14 protein-coding genes are annotated in these 17,189 nt (G+C 70.3%); 10 read left to right on the forward strand and 4 right to left on the reverse strand.

Going from position 1 to position 17,189, the window contains the following annotated elements; genetic code table 11:
• Positions 1-384: 384 nt before the first annotated feature.
• A complete protein-coding gene (locus ACIGXX_RS08085) occupies positions 385-2,034 on the forward strand; it encodes a cytochrome bc complex cytochrome b subunit (RefSeq protein ID WP_351160902.1) in 1,650 nt (549 codons plus the stop codon).
• Between the two features lie 64 nt (positions 2,035-2,098).
• Positions 2,099-2,959: a metallophosphoesterase family protein gene (locus ACIGXX_RS08090; protein WP_383817881.1), complete on the forward strand. Its 861-nt coding sequence runs from the start codon at positions 2,099-2,101 to the stop codon at positions 2,957-2,959.
• Between the two features lie 178 nt (positions 2,960-3,137).
• Here ACIGXX_RS08090 and ACIGXX_RS08095 read toward each other — a convergent pair whose 3' ends face one another.
• Complete coding sequence (locus ACIGXX_RS08095) at positions 3,138-5,384, reverse strand: terpene synthase family protein (protein WP_351160907.1); 2,247 nt, start codon at positions 5,382-5,384, stop codon at positions 3,138-3,140.
• Between the two features lie 353 nt (positions 5,385-5,737).
• Between ACIGXX_RS08095 and ACIGXX_RS08100 the strand changes: the two genes are divergently transcribed.
• From ACIGXX_RS08100 to ACIGXX_RS08120, 5 genes are all read left to right on the forward strand, one after another.
• A complete protein-coding gene (locus ACIGXX_RS08100; protein ID WP_399973750.1) occupies positions 5,738-7,687 on the forward strand; it encodes a beta-N-acetylglucosaminidase domain-containing protein in 1,950 nt (649 codons plus the stop codon).
• A gap of 209 nt (positions 7,688-7,896) precedes the next feature.
• Complete coding sequence (locus ACIGXX_RS08105) at positions 7,897-8,751, forward strand: TetR/AcrR family transcriptional regulator (RefSeq protein WP_351160913.1); 855 nt, start codon at positions 7,897-7,899, stop codon at positions 8,749-8,751.
• A 98-nt stretch (positions 8,752-8,849) separates the two neighbouring features.
• Positions 8,850-9,740 (forward strand): 3-keto-5-aminohexanoate cleavage protein, encoded by an 891-nt coding sequence (locus tag ACIGXX_RS08110; RefSeq protein WP_351160917.1) that lies wholly within the window; start codon positions 8,850-8,852, stop codon positions 9,738-9,740.
• Positions 9,741-9,857: 117 nt separating this feature from the next.
• Positions 9,858-10,853, forward strand: coding sequence for a 3-hydroxyacyl-CoA dehydrogenase NAD-binding domain-containing protein (locus tag ACIGXX_RS08115; RefSeq protein WP_361461620.1), 996 nt, complete (start codon positions 9,858-9,860; stop codon positions 10,851-10,853).
• A complete protein-coding gene (locus ACIGXX_RS08120) occupies positions 10,850-11,356 on the forward strand; it encodes a thioesterase family protein (RefSeq protein WP_399973756.1) in 507 nt (168 codons plus the stop codon). The genes ACIGXX_RS08115 and ACIGXX_RS08120 overlap by 4 nt, the downstream gene beginning before the upstream one ends.
• Positions 11,357-11,370: 14 nt before the next feature.
• Here the strand turns inward: ACIGXX_RS08120 and ACIGXX_RS08125 are convergent, their stop codons facing one another.
• Positions 11,371-12,687 carry an MFS transporter gene (locus ACIGXX_RS08125; protein WP_383817888.1) on the reverse strand — a complete coding sequence of 439 codons (1,317 nt, stop codon included), beginning with the start codon at positions 12,685-12,687 and terminating at the stop codon, positions 11,371-11,373.
• A gap of 70 nt (positions 12,688-12,757) precedes the next feature.
• The gene (locus tag ACIGXX_RS08130) at positions 12,758-13,660 is read right to left on the reverse strand and encodes a hypothetical protein (RefSeq protein WP_351160928.1); all 903 of its coding nucleotides are present in this window, start codon (positions 13,658-13,660) and stop codon (positions 12,758-12,760) included.
• A gap of 151 nt (positions 13,661-13,811) precedes the next feature.
• Between ACIGXX_RS08130 and ACIGXX_RS08135 the strand changes: the two genes are divergently transcribed.
• Together ACIGXX_RS08135 and ACIGXX_RS08140 are read left to right on the forward strand one after the other, a co-directional pair.
• A complete protein-coding gene (locus ACIGXX_RS08135; RefSeq protein WP_399973761.1) occupies positions 13,812-15,158 on the forward strand; it encodes a 6-phospho-beta-glucosidase in 1,347 nt (448 codons plus the stop codon).
• A gap of 296 nt (positions 15,159-15,454) precedes the next feature.
• Positions 15,455-15,970: an FBP domain-containing protein gene (locus tag ACIGXX_RS08140; RefSeq protein ID WP_351160932.1), complete on the forward strand. Its 516-nt coding sequence runs from the start codon at positions 15,455-15,457 to the stop codon at positions 15,968-15,970.
• Between the two features lie 3 nt (positions 15,971-15,973).
• On the opposite strand, the gene ACIGXX_RS08145 is transcribed toward ACIGXX_RS08140, so the two are convergent.
• Complete coding sequence (locus tag ACIGXX_RS08145; RefSeq protein WP_399973765.1) at positions 15,974-16,363, reverse strand: (2Fe-2S) ferredoxin domain-containing protein; 390 nt, start codon at positions 16,361-16,363, stop codon at positions 15,974-15,976.
• An 82-nt stretch (positions 16,364-16,445) separates the two neighbouring features.
• Here ACIGXX_RS08145 and ACIGXX_RS08150 point away from each other — a divergent pair, with 82 nt between their 5' ends.
• A complete protein-coding gene (locus ACIGXX_RS08150) occupies positions 16,446-16,883 on the forward strand; it encodes a VOC family protein (protein ID WP_361461604.1) in 438 nt (145 codons plus the stop codon).
• Positions 16,884-17,189 lie beyond the last annotated feature (306 nt).

Here is a 17,189-nt window from a genome sequence, read left to right on the forward strand (position 1 = left end):
ACTTCGACGAGGAGCGGGAGCGAGGGGCTCAGGGCAGGTGGTGCGGCTCCCGCGTCGAAGTGCGGGAGGCGTCGCCGAGCACCAGGCCGGGCACCGTGCCGAGCGTCATGAGTGCTCCTTGAGGAGACGGACCCGAAGAGATGGGCCCGCGGAGACGAGTCCGCGGAGGTGAGACCGCGGAGGTGAGTCCGAGGATGGGCGTGATGCAGTGCGAATGTCTCATACGGGACCACGGCCGGGCAATCGACTTCTCGGCCCTCGGATGTCGCCGCCGCCACCGCCCCCGACCAGCGCGTCCGTTGATCGTCAACTACCCGCCGGGCAGGGCCTGTTGGCTCCGGGAAACCCTTGATCTAACCTGGTAGCCGCCTGAGGGGGAGACGAATGAGTGGAAGCGTCGAGCACACCCGGGACAGCAAACGGTCGGCCCCGGCCGGCAAGGGGGAGCGGGTCGCCGACTGGGCGGACGGCCGCCTCGGCATCAACACCCTGGCCAAGAGCCAGATGCGGAAGATCTTTCCCGACCACTGGTCCTTCATGTTCGGGGAGATATGCCTCTACAGCTTCCTGATCCTGATCCTCACCGGGGTCTGGCTGACGCTCTTCTTCGAGCCGAGCGGCTCCGAGGTCGTCTACGACGGCGTCTACACCCCGCTCAAGGGCATCCAGATGACCCGGGCGTTCGAGTCCACGGTCGACATCAGCATGGAGGTGCGCGGCGGTCTGCTGATCCGGCAGATCCACCACTGGGCCGCGCTGGTCTTCGTCGCCGCCATGCTCGTGCACATGATGCGGGTGTTCTTCACCGGCGCCTTCCGCAAGCCGCGTGAGGTCAACTGGCTGTTCGGCTGGACGCTGTTGTTCCTCGGGATCATCACCGGCCTCACCGGCTACTCCCTCCCGGACGACCTGCTCTCGGGCACCGGTATCCGCTTCGCGCAGGGTGCGATCCTGTCCGTCCCGGTCGTGGGGACGTATCTCTCCTTCTTCCTCTTCGGCGGGGAGTTCCCGGGGGACGCGATCATTCCGCGGCTCTTCAGCGTGCATGTGCTGCTGTTGCCGGGGATCATGCTGGGGCTCGTCGTCGCCCACCTGATCCTGGTCTTCTACCACAAGCACACCCAGTTCGCCGGGCCCGGAAAGACCGAGAAGAACGTGGTGGGGGCGCCCTTCCTGCCCATCTACATCGCCAAGGCGGGCGGCTTCTTCTTCCTCGTCTTCGGCGTCCTGGCGCTGATGGGCGCGATCGCCACCATCAACCCCGTGTGGGTGATCGGACCGTACCGCCCCGATCTGGTCTCCACCGGCGCTCAACCCGACTGGTATCTGGGCTTCTCCGAAGGCCTGATCCGGGTGATGCCCAGCTGGGAGATCAACGCCTGGGGGCACACGCTCGAACTGGGCGTCTTCATCCCGTTCTCGCTCTTCCCGCTGATCCTGGCGGCGATCGCGGTCTATCCCTTCATCGAGGCCTGGGTCACCGGGGACAAACGCGAGCACCACATCGCGGACCGGCCGCGCAACGCCCCGGTGCGCACCGGGCTCGGCGTGGCGTGGCTGACGCTGTTCGCCGTGCTGATGGTCGGCGGCGGCAACGACATCTGGGCGACGCACTTCCATCTCTCCATCAACGCGATCACGTGGTTCGTGCGGATCGCCTGCTTCGTCGGGCCGGTGCTCGCCTTCTTCATCACGCACCGATGGTGCATGGGGTTGCAGCACCGCGACCGCGAGAAGGTGCTGCACGGCCGCGAGAGCGGCACGATCAAACGCCTGCCGCACGGTGAGTACGTGGAGGTCCACGAACCGCTCTCGCAGGGCGAGTTGTACAAACTGACCGCGCACGAGCAGCCCAAGCCGTACGAGATCGGCCCCGTGGTCGACGAGCACGGCGTGGCGCGCAAGGTCACCCGGGGCGAGCGGGTCCGGGCACGCCTGGGCCGGGCCATGTTCGGACCGTCGGCGCAGGTGCCCAAGGCGACGCCCGAGGAGTACCTGGAGATCCAGCGGAGCGGCGGGGACGGACACCACTGACGGCGGGGCGCCGAAGGGAGCTGATCGCGCCCCGCGCGATCAGCTCTGCGGTTAGCCTCACGGAGTGACACAAGTACCCGAAAAGACGCCGAAGTTGTACGCCATCAGCGATCTGCACGTCGCGTACGACGACAACCGCAAGTTCCTCGAGACCCTGCGGCCGGAGACCGACGAGGACTGGCTGATCGTCGCCGGGGACACCGCCGAGCGCATGGCCGACATCGAGTGGGCGATGCGCACCCTCACCGAACGCTTCGCCAAAGTGGTGTGGACACCGGGCAACCACGAACTGTGGACACCCCGCGACGACCCGATCCAGCTGCGCGGCGAGGCCCGCTACCGCCACCTCGTCGATCTGTGCCGCTCCTTGGGCGCCGCGACCCCCGAGGACCCCTACCCGGTGTGGCGCGGCGAGGGCGGCCCGGTCACCGTGGCGCCGCTGTTCCTGCTCTACGACTACACGTTCCGCCCCGAGGGCACGTACGCCAAGCGGGACGCCCTGGAGGCGGCCCACGCTGCGGGCGTCGTCTGCACCGACGAGGTGTTCCTGCACCCCGACCCCTACCTCGGCCGCGACGACTGGTGCCGCGCCCGCGTGGCGTTCACCGAGGAGATGCTCGCGCGGCGGACGCCCGGCCTGCCCACCGTCCTGATCAACCACTGGCCGCTGGTGCGCGACCCCACCCGGATCCTGCACTACCCCGAGTTCGCCCTGTGGTGCGGCACCGAGCTGACCGCCGACTGGCACGTGAAGTACGACGCCGCGGCCGTCGTCTACGGCCATCTGCACATCCCCCGCACCACCTGGCACGACGGCGTCCGCTTCCAGGAGGTCTCGGTCGGCTACCCGCGCGAGTGGCACCGCGACCGCCACCCCGACCCCCGACTCCGCCAGATCCTGCCGGAGCCCCAGGAAGCCGGATAGTCAGCGGGACCGGGGCGCTCGGTGGGTACGGCGTCCAGGCCGTAGCGGGCATCGGCCAGGGAGCCGGCGGCGCGGCGGGCGCGGTCTGGGACGGGACTCATGGGCCCCACCCCGGTCGCGCCGCCCCCGTTGCCCCCGCCGCCCCAGACCGGATCTCCGCAGCCCTGGCCGAGCCTCCTCAGCCCTGCCCGAGGCCGAGCGCCCCTTCCATCTGGCGGTCGACGGCGAGGCCGAACTCCCGGAGCCAGTCCGGGCGTACGGCCGCCATGCCGAAGCCCGAAGGGGTGCGCAGCGGGCCGTGCGAGAGGTACTCCTCGCGGTAGCGGCGGCACTCGCGGTGCCAGGTGTAGATCCCCGCCATCCAGTTCTCCAGCTCGCGCACATAGCCGTCGAGGATGTCCCGCGTCTCCTGCGGCAGGGCGAAGTCGTCGTACAGGATCGGGAGTTCGTGCGCCACGACGTGCTGGAACTGGCTCAGACGCGACTTCATCAGGTCGTCGATGATGCCGAGCGCGCTCGGATAGTCGCAGTCGAAGAAGTTCTGCACGACGAGGATGCCGTTGTGGATCTCGCCCTCGTACTCGATCTCCTTCTGGTACGAGAAGACGTCGTTCATCAGGGCCGAGTAGTCACTCGCCGCGTTCTCCAGGTTCCGCATGGGGCCCGTGCGGTAGATCTCCTGCGGGACCTGGGGGCCGTGGCCGAGGCGGCACAGGCTCATCGTCAGCGGGCAGCCGAAGGTCAGGCGGCGCATCTCGATGTAGTCGACGGGGTCGGGGATACGGTTCTGCGCCTGGTTCTCCAGCTCCCAGAGCCAGCTGGCCGTCATGACCTCGACGGCGGTGCGCAGCGTGCGGCGGCCCTCCTCGTCCATCGGCCGCGCCGTGTGCTCCCACAGGTCGGCGAGGCCCCGCTCCAGGGCGTTGGCCGGGGCGGGCATGTCGGCGAGGTCCAGCGGCATGAACAGCGAGAGCCGCTCGTTGCAGAGCCTGGCCCCCGCGAGATCGCGGTGCCTGCCGAAGACCACGGGGAAGTAGTCGTCCCCGTACGTTCCCCAGGTCAGCCACTGCGAGCCCAGGTCGAGAGCCTCCAGGTCCGCGTCCGGATGGATGCCCGCCGCACAGAGCGGGAAGTCGTAGCCGTGCAGCTTGCGCGCGTCCCAGATGTCCGAACCGGGCACCCCGGCCTGGGGTTCGAGCATGCCCATCCGGTCCGCCCAGTCCACGGTGCGGGGGCGCGACTCCTCCAGGTGGGGCGAGAGCCGGGTCGCGTAGGGCAGGTCGAAGTCGGGCAGCCGGGACGGTCCCACCCGCCGGAAGGGAACGTGCGTGTGGCCGCGCAGCCGCTCCGCGCCCGTGGCCGCGATCAGCGCCTTGATCCCGGCGGCCGACGTGCCGGGCCCGGTGGGCCCTGCCAGCGGTGAGGGCGCGGCTCCGCCCTTGTTCATGTAGCGGCTCGACACCATGTGCCACTCGTGGCCGCCGGACTGCCAGTCCTGCAGGCCCTTGGCGTACGCGAGCACGTCCGCGCACTCCTTGGGCGGCAGACCGGTCTCGGCGAAGAGCGGGGCCAGTTCGGTCAACGCCGTGTTCTCGAACTGCTGCATCCGCGAGGTCAGCAGGTCGTTCACGGCCTCCGCCGCATCCTGCGTGGAGCAGTCGAGGAACTTCTCCAGGACCAGCACGCCGTTGGAGAGTTCACCCTCCTCCTCGATCTCCCGCTGGTACGAGAAGAGGTCGTTGCGCAGGTGCACCGCGTCGGAGAACGTCTCCTTGAGGACGCGCAGCGGCCGGGAACCGGCGACGGCCACCGGGACCTCCGCGCCCGTCGCGTACTCGATGAGCCCCGCCGACCAGGGCGCGCCGCCCACCTTGCGGCGCATCTCGATGTACTCGACGGGGTTGGCGATCCGGCCCTCGTTGATGTTCGAGAGCTCCCACAGGGATTCGTTGAGCAGGTTCTCCGTGCTTTCGGCGAACCGCGCCCGCCAGTCCTTGGACATGAACGGCACCGTGCGCGCCCACAGGTCCGCGAGACCCGCCTCGACCGGATTGGTCGGCTCCGGCACGGGTGCGCACAGGTCCATCGGCATGAAGGCGGGCAGCCGGTCGAGATAGGCCTTGCCGCCCTCGCGGTCCAGGGTCCGTTTGAACAGTTCGAGGAAGTGGTCGTCGAAGAAGAACACCCACACGTACCAGTCGGTGATCAGGGACAACGCCGGGCTGTCACAGTCGGGGTGGGTGTACGCGCACAGCGTCGCGTAGTCGTGGGCGTCCAGGTCGCTTTGCTCCCAGACGCCCGACCCCTCCAGCATCCCCATGTCGCGAGCCCACTTCCTGGAGTGCTCCCTCGCCTCTTCCACATGGGAGTTGAGGCGGGCGGGATGCGCCATGTAGAAGGCGGGCAGTTCGAAGGGCTGCGACATACGGCGTTCTCCTCGCGCGGTGGCGTACGGGCAGCCGAGCACTACCCGCGCGGGGGTGACCGATGCGGCGATCACCGGAGCGTCACACCATCGCGTGACCCGCGCGGTTAAAACCGCTTGCCCGTACGCGGAGTTCGGTATGCGCAGCTCGGTACGCGGAGTTCGGCCGGATCGCTGCCTCACGCCCCCTTGTACATGACATCTTTCTCGCTTTAGCCTGCTCGCGCCCAAGCGCTTTGGTCCAGCGGTCACCGGCCGCGTCCTCGCCCACGACAACGTTGCCAGAACGGCGGCCCTCGTGGCAGTCGCCCCCTGAACCCGCCCGCACCCCCGTCCCGAAGCCCGGAGGTTCCATGCCCCGCACGACCCGCACGCTCAGACCGCGTACGGCGCTGCTCGCGCTGGCCGTCCTCGCCGTTCCGCTGGCGCCCGCGGCGGTCGCCGCGCCCGCAGCGGCCCAGGGGGAGGCCCAGGAGGAGTCCATGACCCGCAAGCTCCCCGTCGTATCGCCGACCCCGCAGCACCTGGCCCGCGCGGGCGACGACGTGCCGCTGGCCCGGCGCGCCGAACTCGTCGTCGGCGACGACACGGACGAGGCGGCCCGAAGCCGCGTCACCGAGACGCTGCGCGCCCACGGGGTGCGCGACATCGACGTACGCGCGAAGGCCTCGGGCCGTGCCCCGCTGACCGTCCTGCTCGGCCCGGCGACCCGGCCCGACATCGCGAAGGCGCTCGGCGCGACGAAGGTTCCCGCGCAGGCCGAGGGCTATGCCCTGCGGGCGAAGCACCGCACCGTCGCGCTCGGCGGCAAGGACGCGACCGGCCAGTTCTACGCGGCACAGACCCTCGCCCAGCTGATCTCCAAGGGGCGCATAGCGGGGGCCGAGGTCTCCGACTTCCCCGCCATGCCGCTGCGCGGCAGCATCGAAGGGTTCTACGGCCCGCCCTGGACCGAGGCCGAACGCCTCGACCAGATGGACTTCCTGGGCGACACCAAGGCCAACACGTACGTCTACGCGCCCAAGGACGACCCCTACCACCGCGAGAAGTGGCGCGAGCCCTACCCCGCGGACAAGCTCACCCAGCTCGGCAAGCTGATCGACCGCGCGACCGCCAACCACGTGCGCTTCACGTTCGCGGTCTCGCCGGGCGGTTCCATCTGCTATTCGGACCCTGCGGACGTCAAGGCGCTGACGGCGAAGCTCCAGGCGATGTACGACCTCGGGGTGCGGTCGTTCTCCGTGCCGCTGGACGACATCAGCTACACCAAGTGGAACTGCGACGCCGACAAGGCGAAGTTCGGCGCGCCGGGCCGCGGTCCGGCGGCGAAGGCGCAGGTGGGGCTCCTCAACACCATCCAGCGGGACTTCATCGCGCAGCGCGAGGGCGCCAATCCGCTCCAGATGGTGCCCACGGAGTACGGGGACCTCACGGACACCGCGTACAAGCAGACGATGCGGGCCGAGCTCGACGGCGCCGTGGAGGTGATGTGGACCGGCACGGACGTGGTCCCGCCGGAGATCACCAACTCCCAGGCGGAGAAGGCCGCCGAGCTCTTCGGGCGCAAGGTGTTCGTCTGGGACAACTATCCCGTGAACGACTTCGCGCGTACGGCGGGCCGGCTGCTGCTCGCGCCCTACGACAAGCGCGAGCCCGGCCTGTCCGGCCACCTGAGCGGCATCGTGTCCAACCCGATGAACCAGGAGGGGGCCAGCAAGCTCGCCGTCTTCACCATGAACGACTTCTCGTGGAACGACCGCGGGTACGACCGGGCGCGGTCGGGTCGGCAGGCGGCGCTGTATCTCGCCGGGGGAGACGAGCGGGTCGCCCGCGCGGTGGAGACCTTCGTGGACCTCAACCACGCGGCGCCGACGTTCGGCGAGACGAACTGGCAGCCGCAGTCCCCGGTCCTCGGGGCGAAGCTCGACGCCTTCTGGAAGCGGTACGAGAGTGATCCCGCCGGGGCGGTACGGGCGCTGCGGCCCACGGCGCGGGAGATCGAGAAGGTTCCCGCGGTGCTGCGCTCCGGGGTGCCGGACGCACAGTTCCTCCACGACGCGAAGCAGTGGCTGGACGCGACGGAGCTGTGGGGTGCCGCGCTGGGGCACGGGCTCGCGGCGCTGTCCGCCGCCCAGCAGGGGGACGACGCGCGGGCCGCGCGGGAGCGTGCGGCGATGGAGTCCCTCGTGGAACAGGCGCGGGCGATCTCCGTGGACCCGGCGGAGCACCATCAGCTGGGGGCGGTGAAGATCGCCGATCCGTTCCTGGATCAGTTCGTCCAGGGGGTCCAGGACCGGACCTAGCCGCCGCCGCGCGGCGAAGCTCTCCAGTCCACCCACCCGATTGCCTCCGCAGTGCAGGGGTGAGCGGGTGGGTGTTCCCGTATCCGGGCAGAAAGGGCCGGCATTGCGATAACTGAGACGTCAGTCAGGATCGCAACACCTTAGGTAGCTGCGGAAAGGTGCTCCCTGCGGATTGCGATCACCGCAACGCCCAGGTAGCGTGACCGACCATGCAGCAAGACCCCGAGGTCGCGGACAGAGTCCGCAAGGTCATCTCCGACGCCGGCGCGACGCAGCGCGAATTCGCCCGCCGCATCGTGATGGACCCCTCCAAGCTCTCCCGCTCCCTCGGCGGCACCCGCCGCTTCACCGCCGCGGAGCTGGCCCGCATCGCCGACACCGGCGGCGTGGACGCGGGCTGGCTCCTGGGCACGGGCGCCCAGACCGTGGCACCCCCGGCCCGCCGGGAACGCACCGCCGCCGCCCCGGACGGCGGCCGCCCGCTCCAGATCGTCCGCGAAACGGTCCGGCTCGTGGCCGAACGCGGCTTCCACGCCGTACGCGTCGCGGACATCGCCGAAGCCTGCGCCACCAGCACCGCCGCCATCCACTACCACTTCCCCGGCCGCGACGACCTCCTTGAGGCCGCCGTCCGCTGGTGCATGGACGAGGACACCGCCCGCCGCGCGGCCCGCGTCGCCGACGCGGCCGACGCCGCCGACGAGCTGCGCCAGCTGGTCGAGCTCCAGATCCCCCGCACCCCGCAGCAGCGCTGGCAGTGGAGCGTCTGGCTCGACCTGTGGGCGGAGGCGGCACGCTCCACCGCCGTCGGACGGCTGCACGCCGAGTACTACCGGCAGTGGCGCGCGACCGTCGCCGACGTCATCCGGCGCGGTGTCGACCAGGGAGTGTTCCGCCTCGTCGACCCGCAGTCCGCCGCGCTCCGTCTCACCGCGCTGATCGACGGTCTCGCCACCCAGGTGCTCGCCTCCACCCCCGGCACCGACGGCACGACCCCCGACGACATGCACGAGGCGCTGCTCGTGTACGTCGACGCGACGCTCGCCGCCCCGCGCGGCGCGTAGACACCCGCAGACGCGTCCAGTCGGCTCCAGCTTCGGCTCCAGCTCCAGCTCCAGCTCCAGAAGTTCATCAATACCCCATCCCCGAGGGAGAGTTCACCATGCCCGTGAACCAAGACGTCATCATCACCGCCGCCCTCACCGGCGCGGGCGACACCGTACGCAAGAGTCCCCACGTCCCGGTCACCCCCGAGCAGATAGCCACCTCCGCCGTGGAGGCCGCCGAGGCCGGCGCCGCCGTCGTACACATCCACGTACGCGATCCCGAGACCGGCGACCCGTCGCGCGATCCCCGCCTGTACCGCGAGGTCGTCGAGCGCATCAAGGAGACCGGCACCGACGTCGTCATCAACCTGACGGCGGGCATGGGCGGCGACCTGGTCATCGACCCGGCCGAGCCGCTGAAGGGGCTCGGCGAGCTGCCCGGCACCGACCTCGTCGGGGGCCTGGACCGCCTTCCGCACGTCGAGGACCTGCTCCCCGACATCTGCACCCTGGACTGCGGCTCCCTCAACTTCGGCGACAACCTCTACATCTCCACGCCCGACATGCTCCGCCAGGGCGCCAAGCGCATCCAGGAGCTGGGCGTGCGGCCCGAGTTGGAGATCTTCGACACCGGCCAGCTCTGGTTCGCCAAGCAGCTCCTCGCGGAAGGGCTGCTCGACAACCCCACCGTCTTCCAGCTCTGCATGGGCATCCCGTGGGGCGCACCCGCCGACCCGGGCGTCCTCCAGTCCATGGTCAACATGCTGCCTGAAGGCGCCCAGTGGGCCAGCTTCGCACTCGGCCGCATGCAGATGCCGTGGGTCGCGCAGTCCATCCTGCTCGGCGGCCAGGTCCGTGTCGGCCTTGAGGACAACCTCTACCTCGGCAAGGGCAACAAGGTCAGCAACGCCCAACTCGTCGAGCGCGCCGTGCAGATCACCGAGAACCTCGGCTCGCGCGTCGCCACCCCGGACGAGGCCCGCCAGAAGCTCGGCCTCAAGCGGTAGCGCTTCGCCGGATCGCGCGGAGATCCGGCCGCGGACCGGCTGTGGCCGGTCGCGCGGTCACCCGCGCCCCTCGGGGCACGACCCCGCCGCACCCCCACGACGAGTAGGACCCCCTCCATGAACGACATCACCACACCCCCCGCACCCTGCGCCCCCGAGGACGTCCGCCGCGTCGCCTGCATCGGCGCCGGTGTCATCGGCGGCGGCTGGGTCGCCCACTTCCTGGCCCGCGGCTACGACGTCACCGCCTGGGACCCGGCCCCCGACGCCGAGCAGAAGCTCCGCCGCCTGGTCGGCGCCGCCTGGCCCGCGCTGACCCAGCTGGGCCTCGCCGAAGGCGCTTCGCAGGACCGGCTGACCGTCACCGCGACCCTCGAAGAGGCCGTCGCCGACGCCCAGTTCGTGCAGGAGAGCGCCCCCGAGAAGCTGGAGCTCAAGCGGGACCTGCTCGCGCAGCTCGACGCCGCCGCGCCCGCCGGAGTCGTCATCGCCTCCTCCACCTCCGGCTACCCCATGACCGACATGCAGACCGAGGCGGCTGACCCCGGACGCCTGGTCGTCGGACACCCCTTCAACCCGCCCTACCTCATCCCGCTCGTCGAGGTCGTCGGCGGCGACAAGACCGCCCCGCACGCGGTCACCTGGTCGTCCCGCTTCTACGAGGTCGCGGGCAAGTCCGTGATCACCATGGCGAGCGAGGTCCCCGGCTTCATAGCCAACCGCCTCCAGGAAGCCCTCTGGCGCGAGGCGCTGCACATGGTCGCCAACGGCGAGGCCACGGTGAAGGAGATCGACGACTCGATCACCGAAGGCCCCGGCCTGCGCTGGGCGTTCATGGGCCCCATGCTCACCTTCGCGCTCGCGGGCGGCGAGGGCGGCATGGCCCACATGCTCGACCACTTCGGCCCGTCCCTGAAGTCCCCGTGGACGCGCCTCGAAGCACCCGAGCTGGACAAGGAGTTGTACGACGCCGTGGTCGCCGGATGCGACGACGCGGCCGACGGCCGGACCATCGCCGACCTGGTCGCCGAGCGGGACCAGGGAGTCATCGACGTACTGCGCGCGACCGGCCGCCTGCCGCAGCAGCGCACGGCACAGGAGGACACCAAGTGAGCGAGTCCCTGCCCCCCGAGCCCCTGCCCCTTCTGCACCGGACCGTGCGTCCGGAGTGGATCGACTACAACGGCCACATGAGCGAGGCCTTCTACGTCCTCGTCTTCGGCTACGCCACCGACGCCATGATGATCGAGACCGGCCTGCACGCGGGATACCGCGAGTCCACCGGCTGCTCCCTCTACACGGTCGAGGCGCACATCCGCTATCTCGACGACGTCGCGGAGGGCGCCCACCTGGCGGTCCGCACCCGCATCCTGGGCGCCGACGCCAAGAAGGCCCGCTTCACCCACGAGCTGTACGTGGTGGACGAGCCCGACGCTGCGATAACCCCGGACGCGACCCCGGCGGCGACCACCGAACTCCTGGCCCTCCACGTCGACCAGAACGCGGGCCGGACGACCCCGTTCCCGGACCCGATCCGCGACCACCTGACGAGCCTCACGGAACCGGCCCCGCAGTGGGCGGGCCGCTCCATCGCCCAGGTGCCGAAGGAGGGTTAGCGCCGGTTGCGGCGCTAGCGCTCCAGCTCCTTGTGGGCGGTTTCCGGGAGCCTGAGATACACCGCCGACGACGCGAGGCAGAGCACGGCCACGTACCAAGGGAACAGACCCGGTTCGCCGATCTCCTTGAACAGGGTGCCCATGTACGGGGCCGTGCCGCCGAACAGCGCGACGGTGAGGGAGTACGGGAAACCGATCCCCGCGGCACGTACGCGGGCGGGGAAGATCTCCGCGTTCACGGCCGCCGAGATCGACGTGAAGCCGGTGAGCAGGACCATCCCCGCGCACTGCACCATCAGGAGCGAGCTGAACGAGCCGTCCAGAGAGCGCAGGAGCGGCACGCTCAGGACGGCGAAGCCGAGGCCGAAGAAGAGCAGGAGCGGCCTGCGGCCGAAGCGGTCGGAGAGCAGCCCGCCGACCGGCTGCAGCAGCGCGAAGAACGCGAGCGAGAGGGTGCCCGACAGGAGGGCCTGGCTCTTGCTGATGTCGGTGTTGAGCTCGGCGTAGGTCGGGAGGTACGACGTCCACGTGTAGTAGGCGATCGTGCCGCCCGCCGTGATGCCGCAGATCAGCAGCGACTGGCGCGGATGCTTGCGCAGGGCGTCGAACAGGCCGGGGCGTTCGGCCGCGTCCTGCGGGGCCTGGTGGGTCTCGTACGCGCCCTGCCTGATCCAGAAGCCGACCAGACTGAGCACCGCGCCGATGACGAACGGCAGCCGCCAGCCCCAGCCGTCCATCTGCCCGTCGGAGAGCGTGCCGACGAGCAGCGCCGCGACGCCGGACGCGGCGAGCTGGCCCGCGCTCGTCGACACGTACTGGAAGCTGGAGAAGAGGCCGCGCCTGCCGGGCCCGGCGGACTCGACGAGGAAGGTCGTCGAGGCCGCGAACTCACCTCCCACGGACAGGCCTTGGAGCAGCCGCGCCAGGACGAGGACGACCGGCGCGAGCACCCCCACGGACGCGTACGTCGGCGTCAGGCCGACCAGCAGGCTGCTGCCGCCCATCAGCAGGATCGTCACGGTCAGCGCGGCGCGCCTGCCGCGCCGGTCGGCGACCGCGCCCATGAGCAGTCCGCCGACCGGCCGCATGAAGAAGCCGACCGCGAAGACGGCGAACGTGGAGAGCAGCGGCACCAGGGAGTTGCCCGAACTCTTGGGAAAGACCTGGTCGGCGATGTACGTCGCGAGGAACGTGTACGCGTACCAGTCGTACCACTCCACGGCGTTGCCCACCGACGCGGCGAGCAGCTGCCGTACGGGGCGTCCTGGCTGGGCGGGGAGCGTGTCGGGCACAGGTTCGTGCCGGTGTTGCTGTGTCATGATCGCGACCATCCCCCGCCCGGCCCGTCCGCACACGTCCGGCGCCGGCGGAGTGTGTGCGGGGTGTGCGGCCCTGTGCCGGTCAGCCCGTCGTCGGCTTGTACGAGTAGACCGACGTCGTCACGAGGCACGGCGCCGGCGGTACGACCTCGGCGCGCAGCGTGCGGCGCCCGGTGTCGTAGTCGACGCCCTCCGTCTCGAACGTGCCGGAGCAGATGCTCCGTTGCGGGACGGCGAACAGGCTGGAGACCTTCCCTGTGACGGGCTTCCCGTCGAGTGCGTGCTCCAGGTCCACCTGGAGGACGGGGCGGTCCTGGGGCCACAGCTCCTTCGACGCGTCGTTGGACGCGCACACGAGGCGGGTCGCGGAGACGAAGTCGCAGCCCTGGATGTCGCGCACCGGCTTGTCGAGCGATATCTGACCGGCCTGGGGGAGTGCGCCGCCGGTGGGCGGGGTGGAGGAGTTGAGGAGCGGGGCGGGGAAGACCTGGAGGCGGCTCTGGTCGCCCCACTCGCCCGACACCAGCCACTGGTTGTCGGGCGACACGGCCGCGAAGGAGTTGTTGAGCTTCTCGCCCGCGTCGAGCTGGTGCTCGTAGAGGTAGCGCTTGCCGCCGGGTGTCGTGACGGCGAACATCTTCGACTTCGCGCCGTCGCCGCCCTGATAGGCGTCGACGGTGTGGCCCGCGGCTATGTCCGGGTCGCCGACGTGGCCCCAGCCCTTGATCCGCAGGTCGAGCGGGATCGAGGCGAGGCCGCGGTAGAGGAGGCTGCCGTCGGCGCGGCTGGCCAGGCCCTGGCTGCCGGTGAGGGAGTTGACGGACGAGACGCCGGTCTCCTGCCAGCCGCCGGGGGATCTCGGGGCGGCGTCGGCGGACGTATCGGCGGAGGCGCTGGTTCCGGTCGCTGTCGCGAGGGTGAGGGCGCAGAGCAGGGCGAGGGATGCTTTGGCGGATGTCTTCGCGAAGGTCTTGAGGGGTGTCATCGGTGCGCTACCTCCGTGGGGGGTCGATCGCTGCCGGGCAATCGTACGTAACGTGGCCTCTGTCGACGGTCGAGTTCTGACAGGTCGACAGATGAGCGTGAGCCTGTGGCCTGATGGTGCGACGGCTGTTCCGACAGAAGGTGGTTGAGACGTGAAGCTGGTCATTCTCGGTGGCGGCGGATTCCGCGTTCCGCTCGTGTACGGCGCGCTGCTCGGTGACCACGCCGAGGGCCGGGTCACCGAGGTCGTGCTGCACGACCTGGACGCGGGGCGGCTGGGCGCGGTCGCCCGCGTGCTGGCCGAGCAGGCGGTCGGGGTGCCGGACGCGCCCGCCGTCACGGCCACCACCGACCTCGACGAGGCGCTGCGGGGCGCGGACTTCGTCTTCTCCGCGATCCGGGTGGGCGGTCTCGAGGGGCGTGCGGCCGACGAGCGGGTCGCTCTCGCGGAGGGTGTCCTGGGGCAGGAGACGGTCGGCGCGGGCGGTATCGCGTACGGCCTGCGGACCGTGCCCGTGGCGGTCGACATCGCGCGCCGGGTACGACAGCTCGCCCCCGACGCCTGGGTCATCAACTTCACCAACCCCGCGGGCCTGGTCACCGAGGCCATGTCCCGGCACATCGGCGACCGCGTCATCGGCATCTGCGACTCGCCGGTGGGCCTGGGCCGCCGGGTGGCACGCGTGCTGGGCGGCAACCCCGACGAGGCGTTCATCGACTACGTGGGGCTCAATCACCTGGGCTGGCTGCGGGGCCTGAGGATCGCGGGCCGCGACGAGCTGCCGCGGCTGCTCGCCGATGCGGAGCTGCTGGGCTCGTTCGAGGAGGGGCGGCTCTTCGGGGCGGAGTGGCTCCAGTCACTGGGGGCGATCCCGAACGAGTACTTGCACTACTACTACTTCAACCGCGAGGCGGTACGCGCGTACCAGGAGGCGGAGCAGACGCGGGGAGCGTTCCTGCGCGACCAACAGGCGCGTTTCTACGAGGAGTTGAGTGCAGGCCAGGCGTCGACATCCGCGCTGAAGGCGTGGGACGCGACGCGGGCGGAGCGGGAGGCCACGTACATGGCCGAGAACCGGGAGGCTGCGGGGGTCGGTGATCGGGCTGCCGAGGACCTGGAATCCGGGGGGTACGAAAAGGTCGCCCTCGCCCTGATGCGGGCGATCGCGCGGGACGAGCGGACGACGCTGATCCTCAACGTCCGCAACCGTACGACCCTTTCGGCGCTGGACGCGGACGCGGTGATCGAGGTGCCGTGCTCGGTCGACGCCAATGGCGCACACCCCATGTCCGTCGATCCGCTGCCCGGGCATGCGACGGGGCTCGTGTGCGCGGTGAAGGCGGTGGAGAGGGAGGTGCTCTCCGCTGCGGAGAGCGGCTCACGCACCACTGCGGCGAAGGCGTTCGCGCTGCATCCGCTGGTGGATTCCGTGGCGGTGGCGCGGCGGTTGGTGGAGGGGTATCGGGCGGTGCATGAGGGGTTGGGGTACTTGCGCTGAATCGGGCCGGGGGCCTTGGGGGGGGCAGGGCGGTCCGTTTGCATCCCGGGTGCGTCGCCGGCTGCGGGTCGTGGGGCTTGCTGCGGGGTCGGTCTGTGGGTGGGTGCGGGGCCGTGCCGGTATGTCCGTCCTCGCTATCGTCCGGTGGTCGCGAGGGTGCTGCGGCACCGGAGGAGTGGGAGCCGTGCTCCGGGCGGACATACCGGCACGTCCCCTTGCGTCTCGTTGCCGGCTGCGGGTGCGCGGCGGGAGAAAATGGGAGGACGGCTGGAGGGGGGATTGGTAAATTCCGGATCATGGAACCTATCGGCGAGAAAGAGATTCGCGCGGCCTTCGTGAACTGCTCCAAGGGCGAAGCCCGCAGACTCACTCTCCCCGCGGGCTTTCCGGAGACGCCCTGGGCCGACCTGGACTTCCTCGGTTGGCGTGACCCCAAGGCGCCGGACCGCGGCTACATCGTGACGGAGCGGGACGGCGAGTACGTCGGCATCGCGCTGCGCGCCTCGACCGGCGCGCGCAAGAGCCTGCTCAAGTCCAGCATCTGCTCGGTCTGCGTGACCCCGCAGTCCGGCTCGGGCATCACCCTGCTCGTGGCGCCCCTCTCCGGCCCGGCGGGCCGACAGGGCAACTCGGTCGGCATCTACATCTGCGCGGACCTCGCCTGCTCCCTCTACGTACGCGGCAAGAAGACCACGGCGCTGGCCCGCCGCTTCGAGGAGAGCCTCACGCTGGAGGAGCAGAACGCGCGCACCGTGGCGAACCTGCACGGCTTCATCGACAAGGTCCTCGAAGGCTCGAAGTCGGCGGCCTGAGCCTCAGACTTTCCGGGGGTCGACCACCTGGAGCGTGAGCGCCGCCGAGGGTGCCGCGATCCCCGGCCCGCCCGCCTCGGCCCACGCGACTATCTCGTCGATCGACTCGTCGTCCATGGCGAAGCCGACCCAGACGGCTCGACCGCCTCTGCGGCGACCTTCTCGCGAGGGCTGTACGACGACGATGTTCGCCTGCCCGCAGGGCCCGAGGCACTCACTCGTACGCACCGCGAACCGCCCGGCCGACTGCGCGGCGGCGGCCTGCATCCGCGCCAGCTGCCATTCGTGGTCGGTGCCGGGGTGCTTGCGAGCGTTGCCGCAGCAGCAGCCTCGGCACACGACCAGTGTGCAGGGGCGGGCGGCGGCGGATCCGATGGAGATGACGGGACTCATCCGGTGATCATCTCAGTTCTGTTGTCAGTCCCTCATGGCACGCTCGGTCCATCGCACCCTGCGGGCAAGAGGGAGAGCCTCCATGTCGACCAAGTGGACCGTGACCATCGACTGCGCGAAGCCGGGAGAACTGGCCAAGTTCTGGGCGCTGGCGCTGGGTTATGCGCAGAAGCCGCCGCCGGTCGGCTTCGCCAGTTGGGAGGCGTGGTTCGCGCTCCATGAGGTCCCGGAGGAGGAGTGGGACGACGGTGCCTATCTGTCGGATCCGGACGGTTCGGGCCCCAGCCTCTCTTTCATGAAGGTTCCGGAGTCGAAGGTGGTCAAGAACCGCCTGCACCTGGACGTGCAGGTGGGCGGCGGCCGTGAGACTCCGTGGGAGGTGCGGTGGCCGCGGGTCGTCGCGGCGGTCGAGAAGTTGACTGCTGCGGGGGCGCGGGTGATCCGGGAGCACGAGATGCGGGGGAGGCCGGATCACGTGGAGATGGCTGATCCGGAGGGCAACGAGTTCTGCCTGCTTTGACCTGGCGTGGGCGCCTCAACGTCATGCGGGTCCCCCCGCAGCCCCACCAGACCGAACAAGCCTTTCCGCCCACCCGCCCGATTGCCCCGCAGCAACGAGCGATTACCCGCAGGCGGCAGCGAGACGCGAGGGGGCGTGCCGGTATGTCCGCCCGGAGCACGGTTCGCGGCGCTCCGGTGCCGCAGCACCCTGGCGGTCACCGGACGATAGCGAGGACGGACATACCGGCGCGGCACCGCACCACCACGGGACCGGCTCCGCAGCAAGCCCAACGGCCTGCAGTCGGCAGCGAGACGCGAGGGGGCG

Origin of the sequence: Streptomyces sp. NPDC055243 (genome assembly GCF_044544025.1) — a bacterium.
GTDB lineage: Bacteria > Actinomycetota > Actinomycetes > Streptomycetales > Streptomycetaceae > Streptomyces.

Excerpts from the sequence above, each read along its gene's own strand:
- ACIGXX_RS08085 (WP_351160902.1), top strand. The coding sequence starts at position 385 with ATGAGTGGAAGCGTCGAGCACACCCGGGACAGCAAACGGTCGGCCCCG.
- ACIGXX_RS08095 (WP_351160907.1), bottom strand. The coding sequence starts at position 5,384 with ATGTCGCAGCCCTTCGAACTGCCCGCCTTCTACATGGCGCATCCCGCC.
- ACIGXX_RS08100 (WP_399973750.1), top strand. The coding sequence starts at position 5,738 with ATGCCCCGCACGACCCGCACGCTCAGACCGCGTACGGCGCTGCTCGCG.
- ACIGXX_RS08105 (WP_351160913.1), top strand. The coding sequence starts at position 7,897 with ATGCAGCAAGACCCCGAGGTCGCGGACAGAGTCCGCAAGGTCATCTCC.
- ACIGXX_RS08110 (WP_351160917.1), top strand. The coding sequence starts at position 8,850 with ATGCCCGTGAACCAAGACGTCATCATCACCGCCGCCCTCACCGGCGCG.
- ACIGXX_RS08115 (WP_361461620.1), top strand. The coding sequence starts at position 9,858 with ATGAACGACATCACCACACCCCCCGCACCCTGCGCCCCCGAGGACGTC.
- ACIGXX_RS08125 (WP_383817888.1), bottom strand. The coding sequence starts at position 12,687 with ATGGTCGCGATCATGACACAGCAACACCGGCACGAACCTGTGCCCGAC.
- ACIGXX_RS08130 (WP_351160928.1), bottom strand. The coding sequence starts at position 13,660 with ATGACACCCCTCAAGACCTTCGCGAAGACATCCGCCAAAGCATCCCTC.
- ACIGXX_RS08140 (WP_351160932.1), top strand. The coding sequence starts at position 15,455 with ATGGAACCTATCGGCGAGAAAGAGATTCGCGCGGCCTTCGTGAACTGC.
- ACIGXX_RS08145 (WP_399973765.1), bottom strand. The coding sequence starts at position 16,363 with ATGAGTCCCGTCATCTCCATCGGATCCGCCGCCGCCCGCCCCTGCACA.
- ACIGXX_RS08150 (WP_361461604.1), top strand. The coding sequence starts at position 16,446 with ATGTCGACCAAGTGGACCGTGACCATCGACTGCGCGAAGCCGGGAGAA.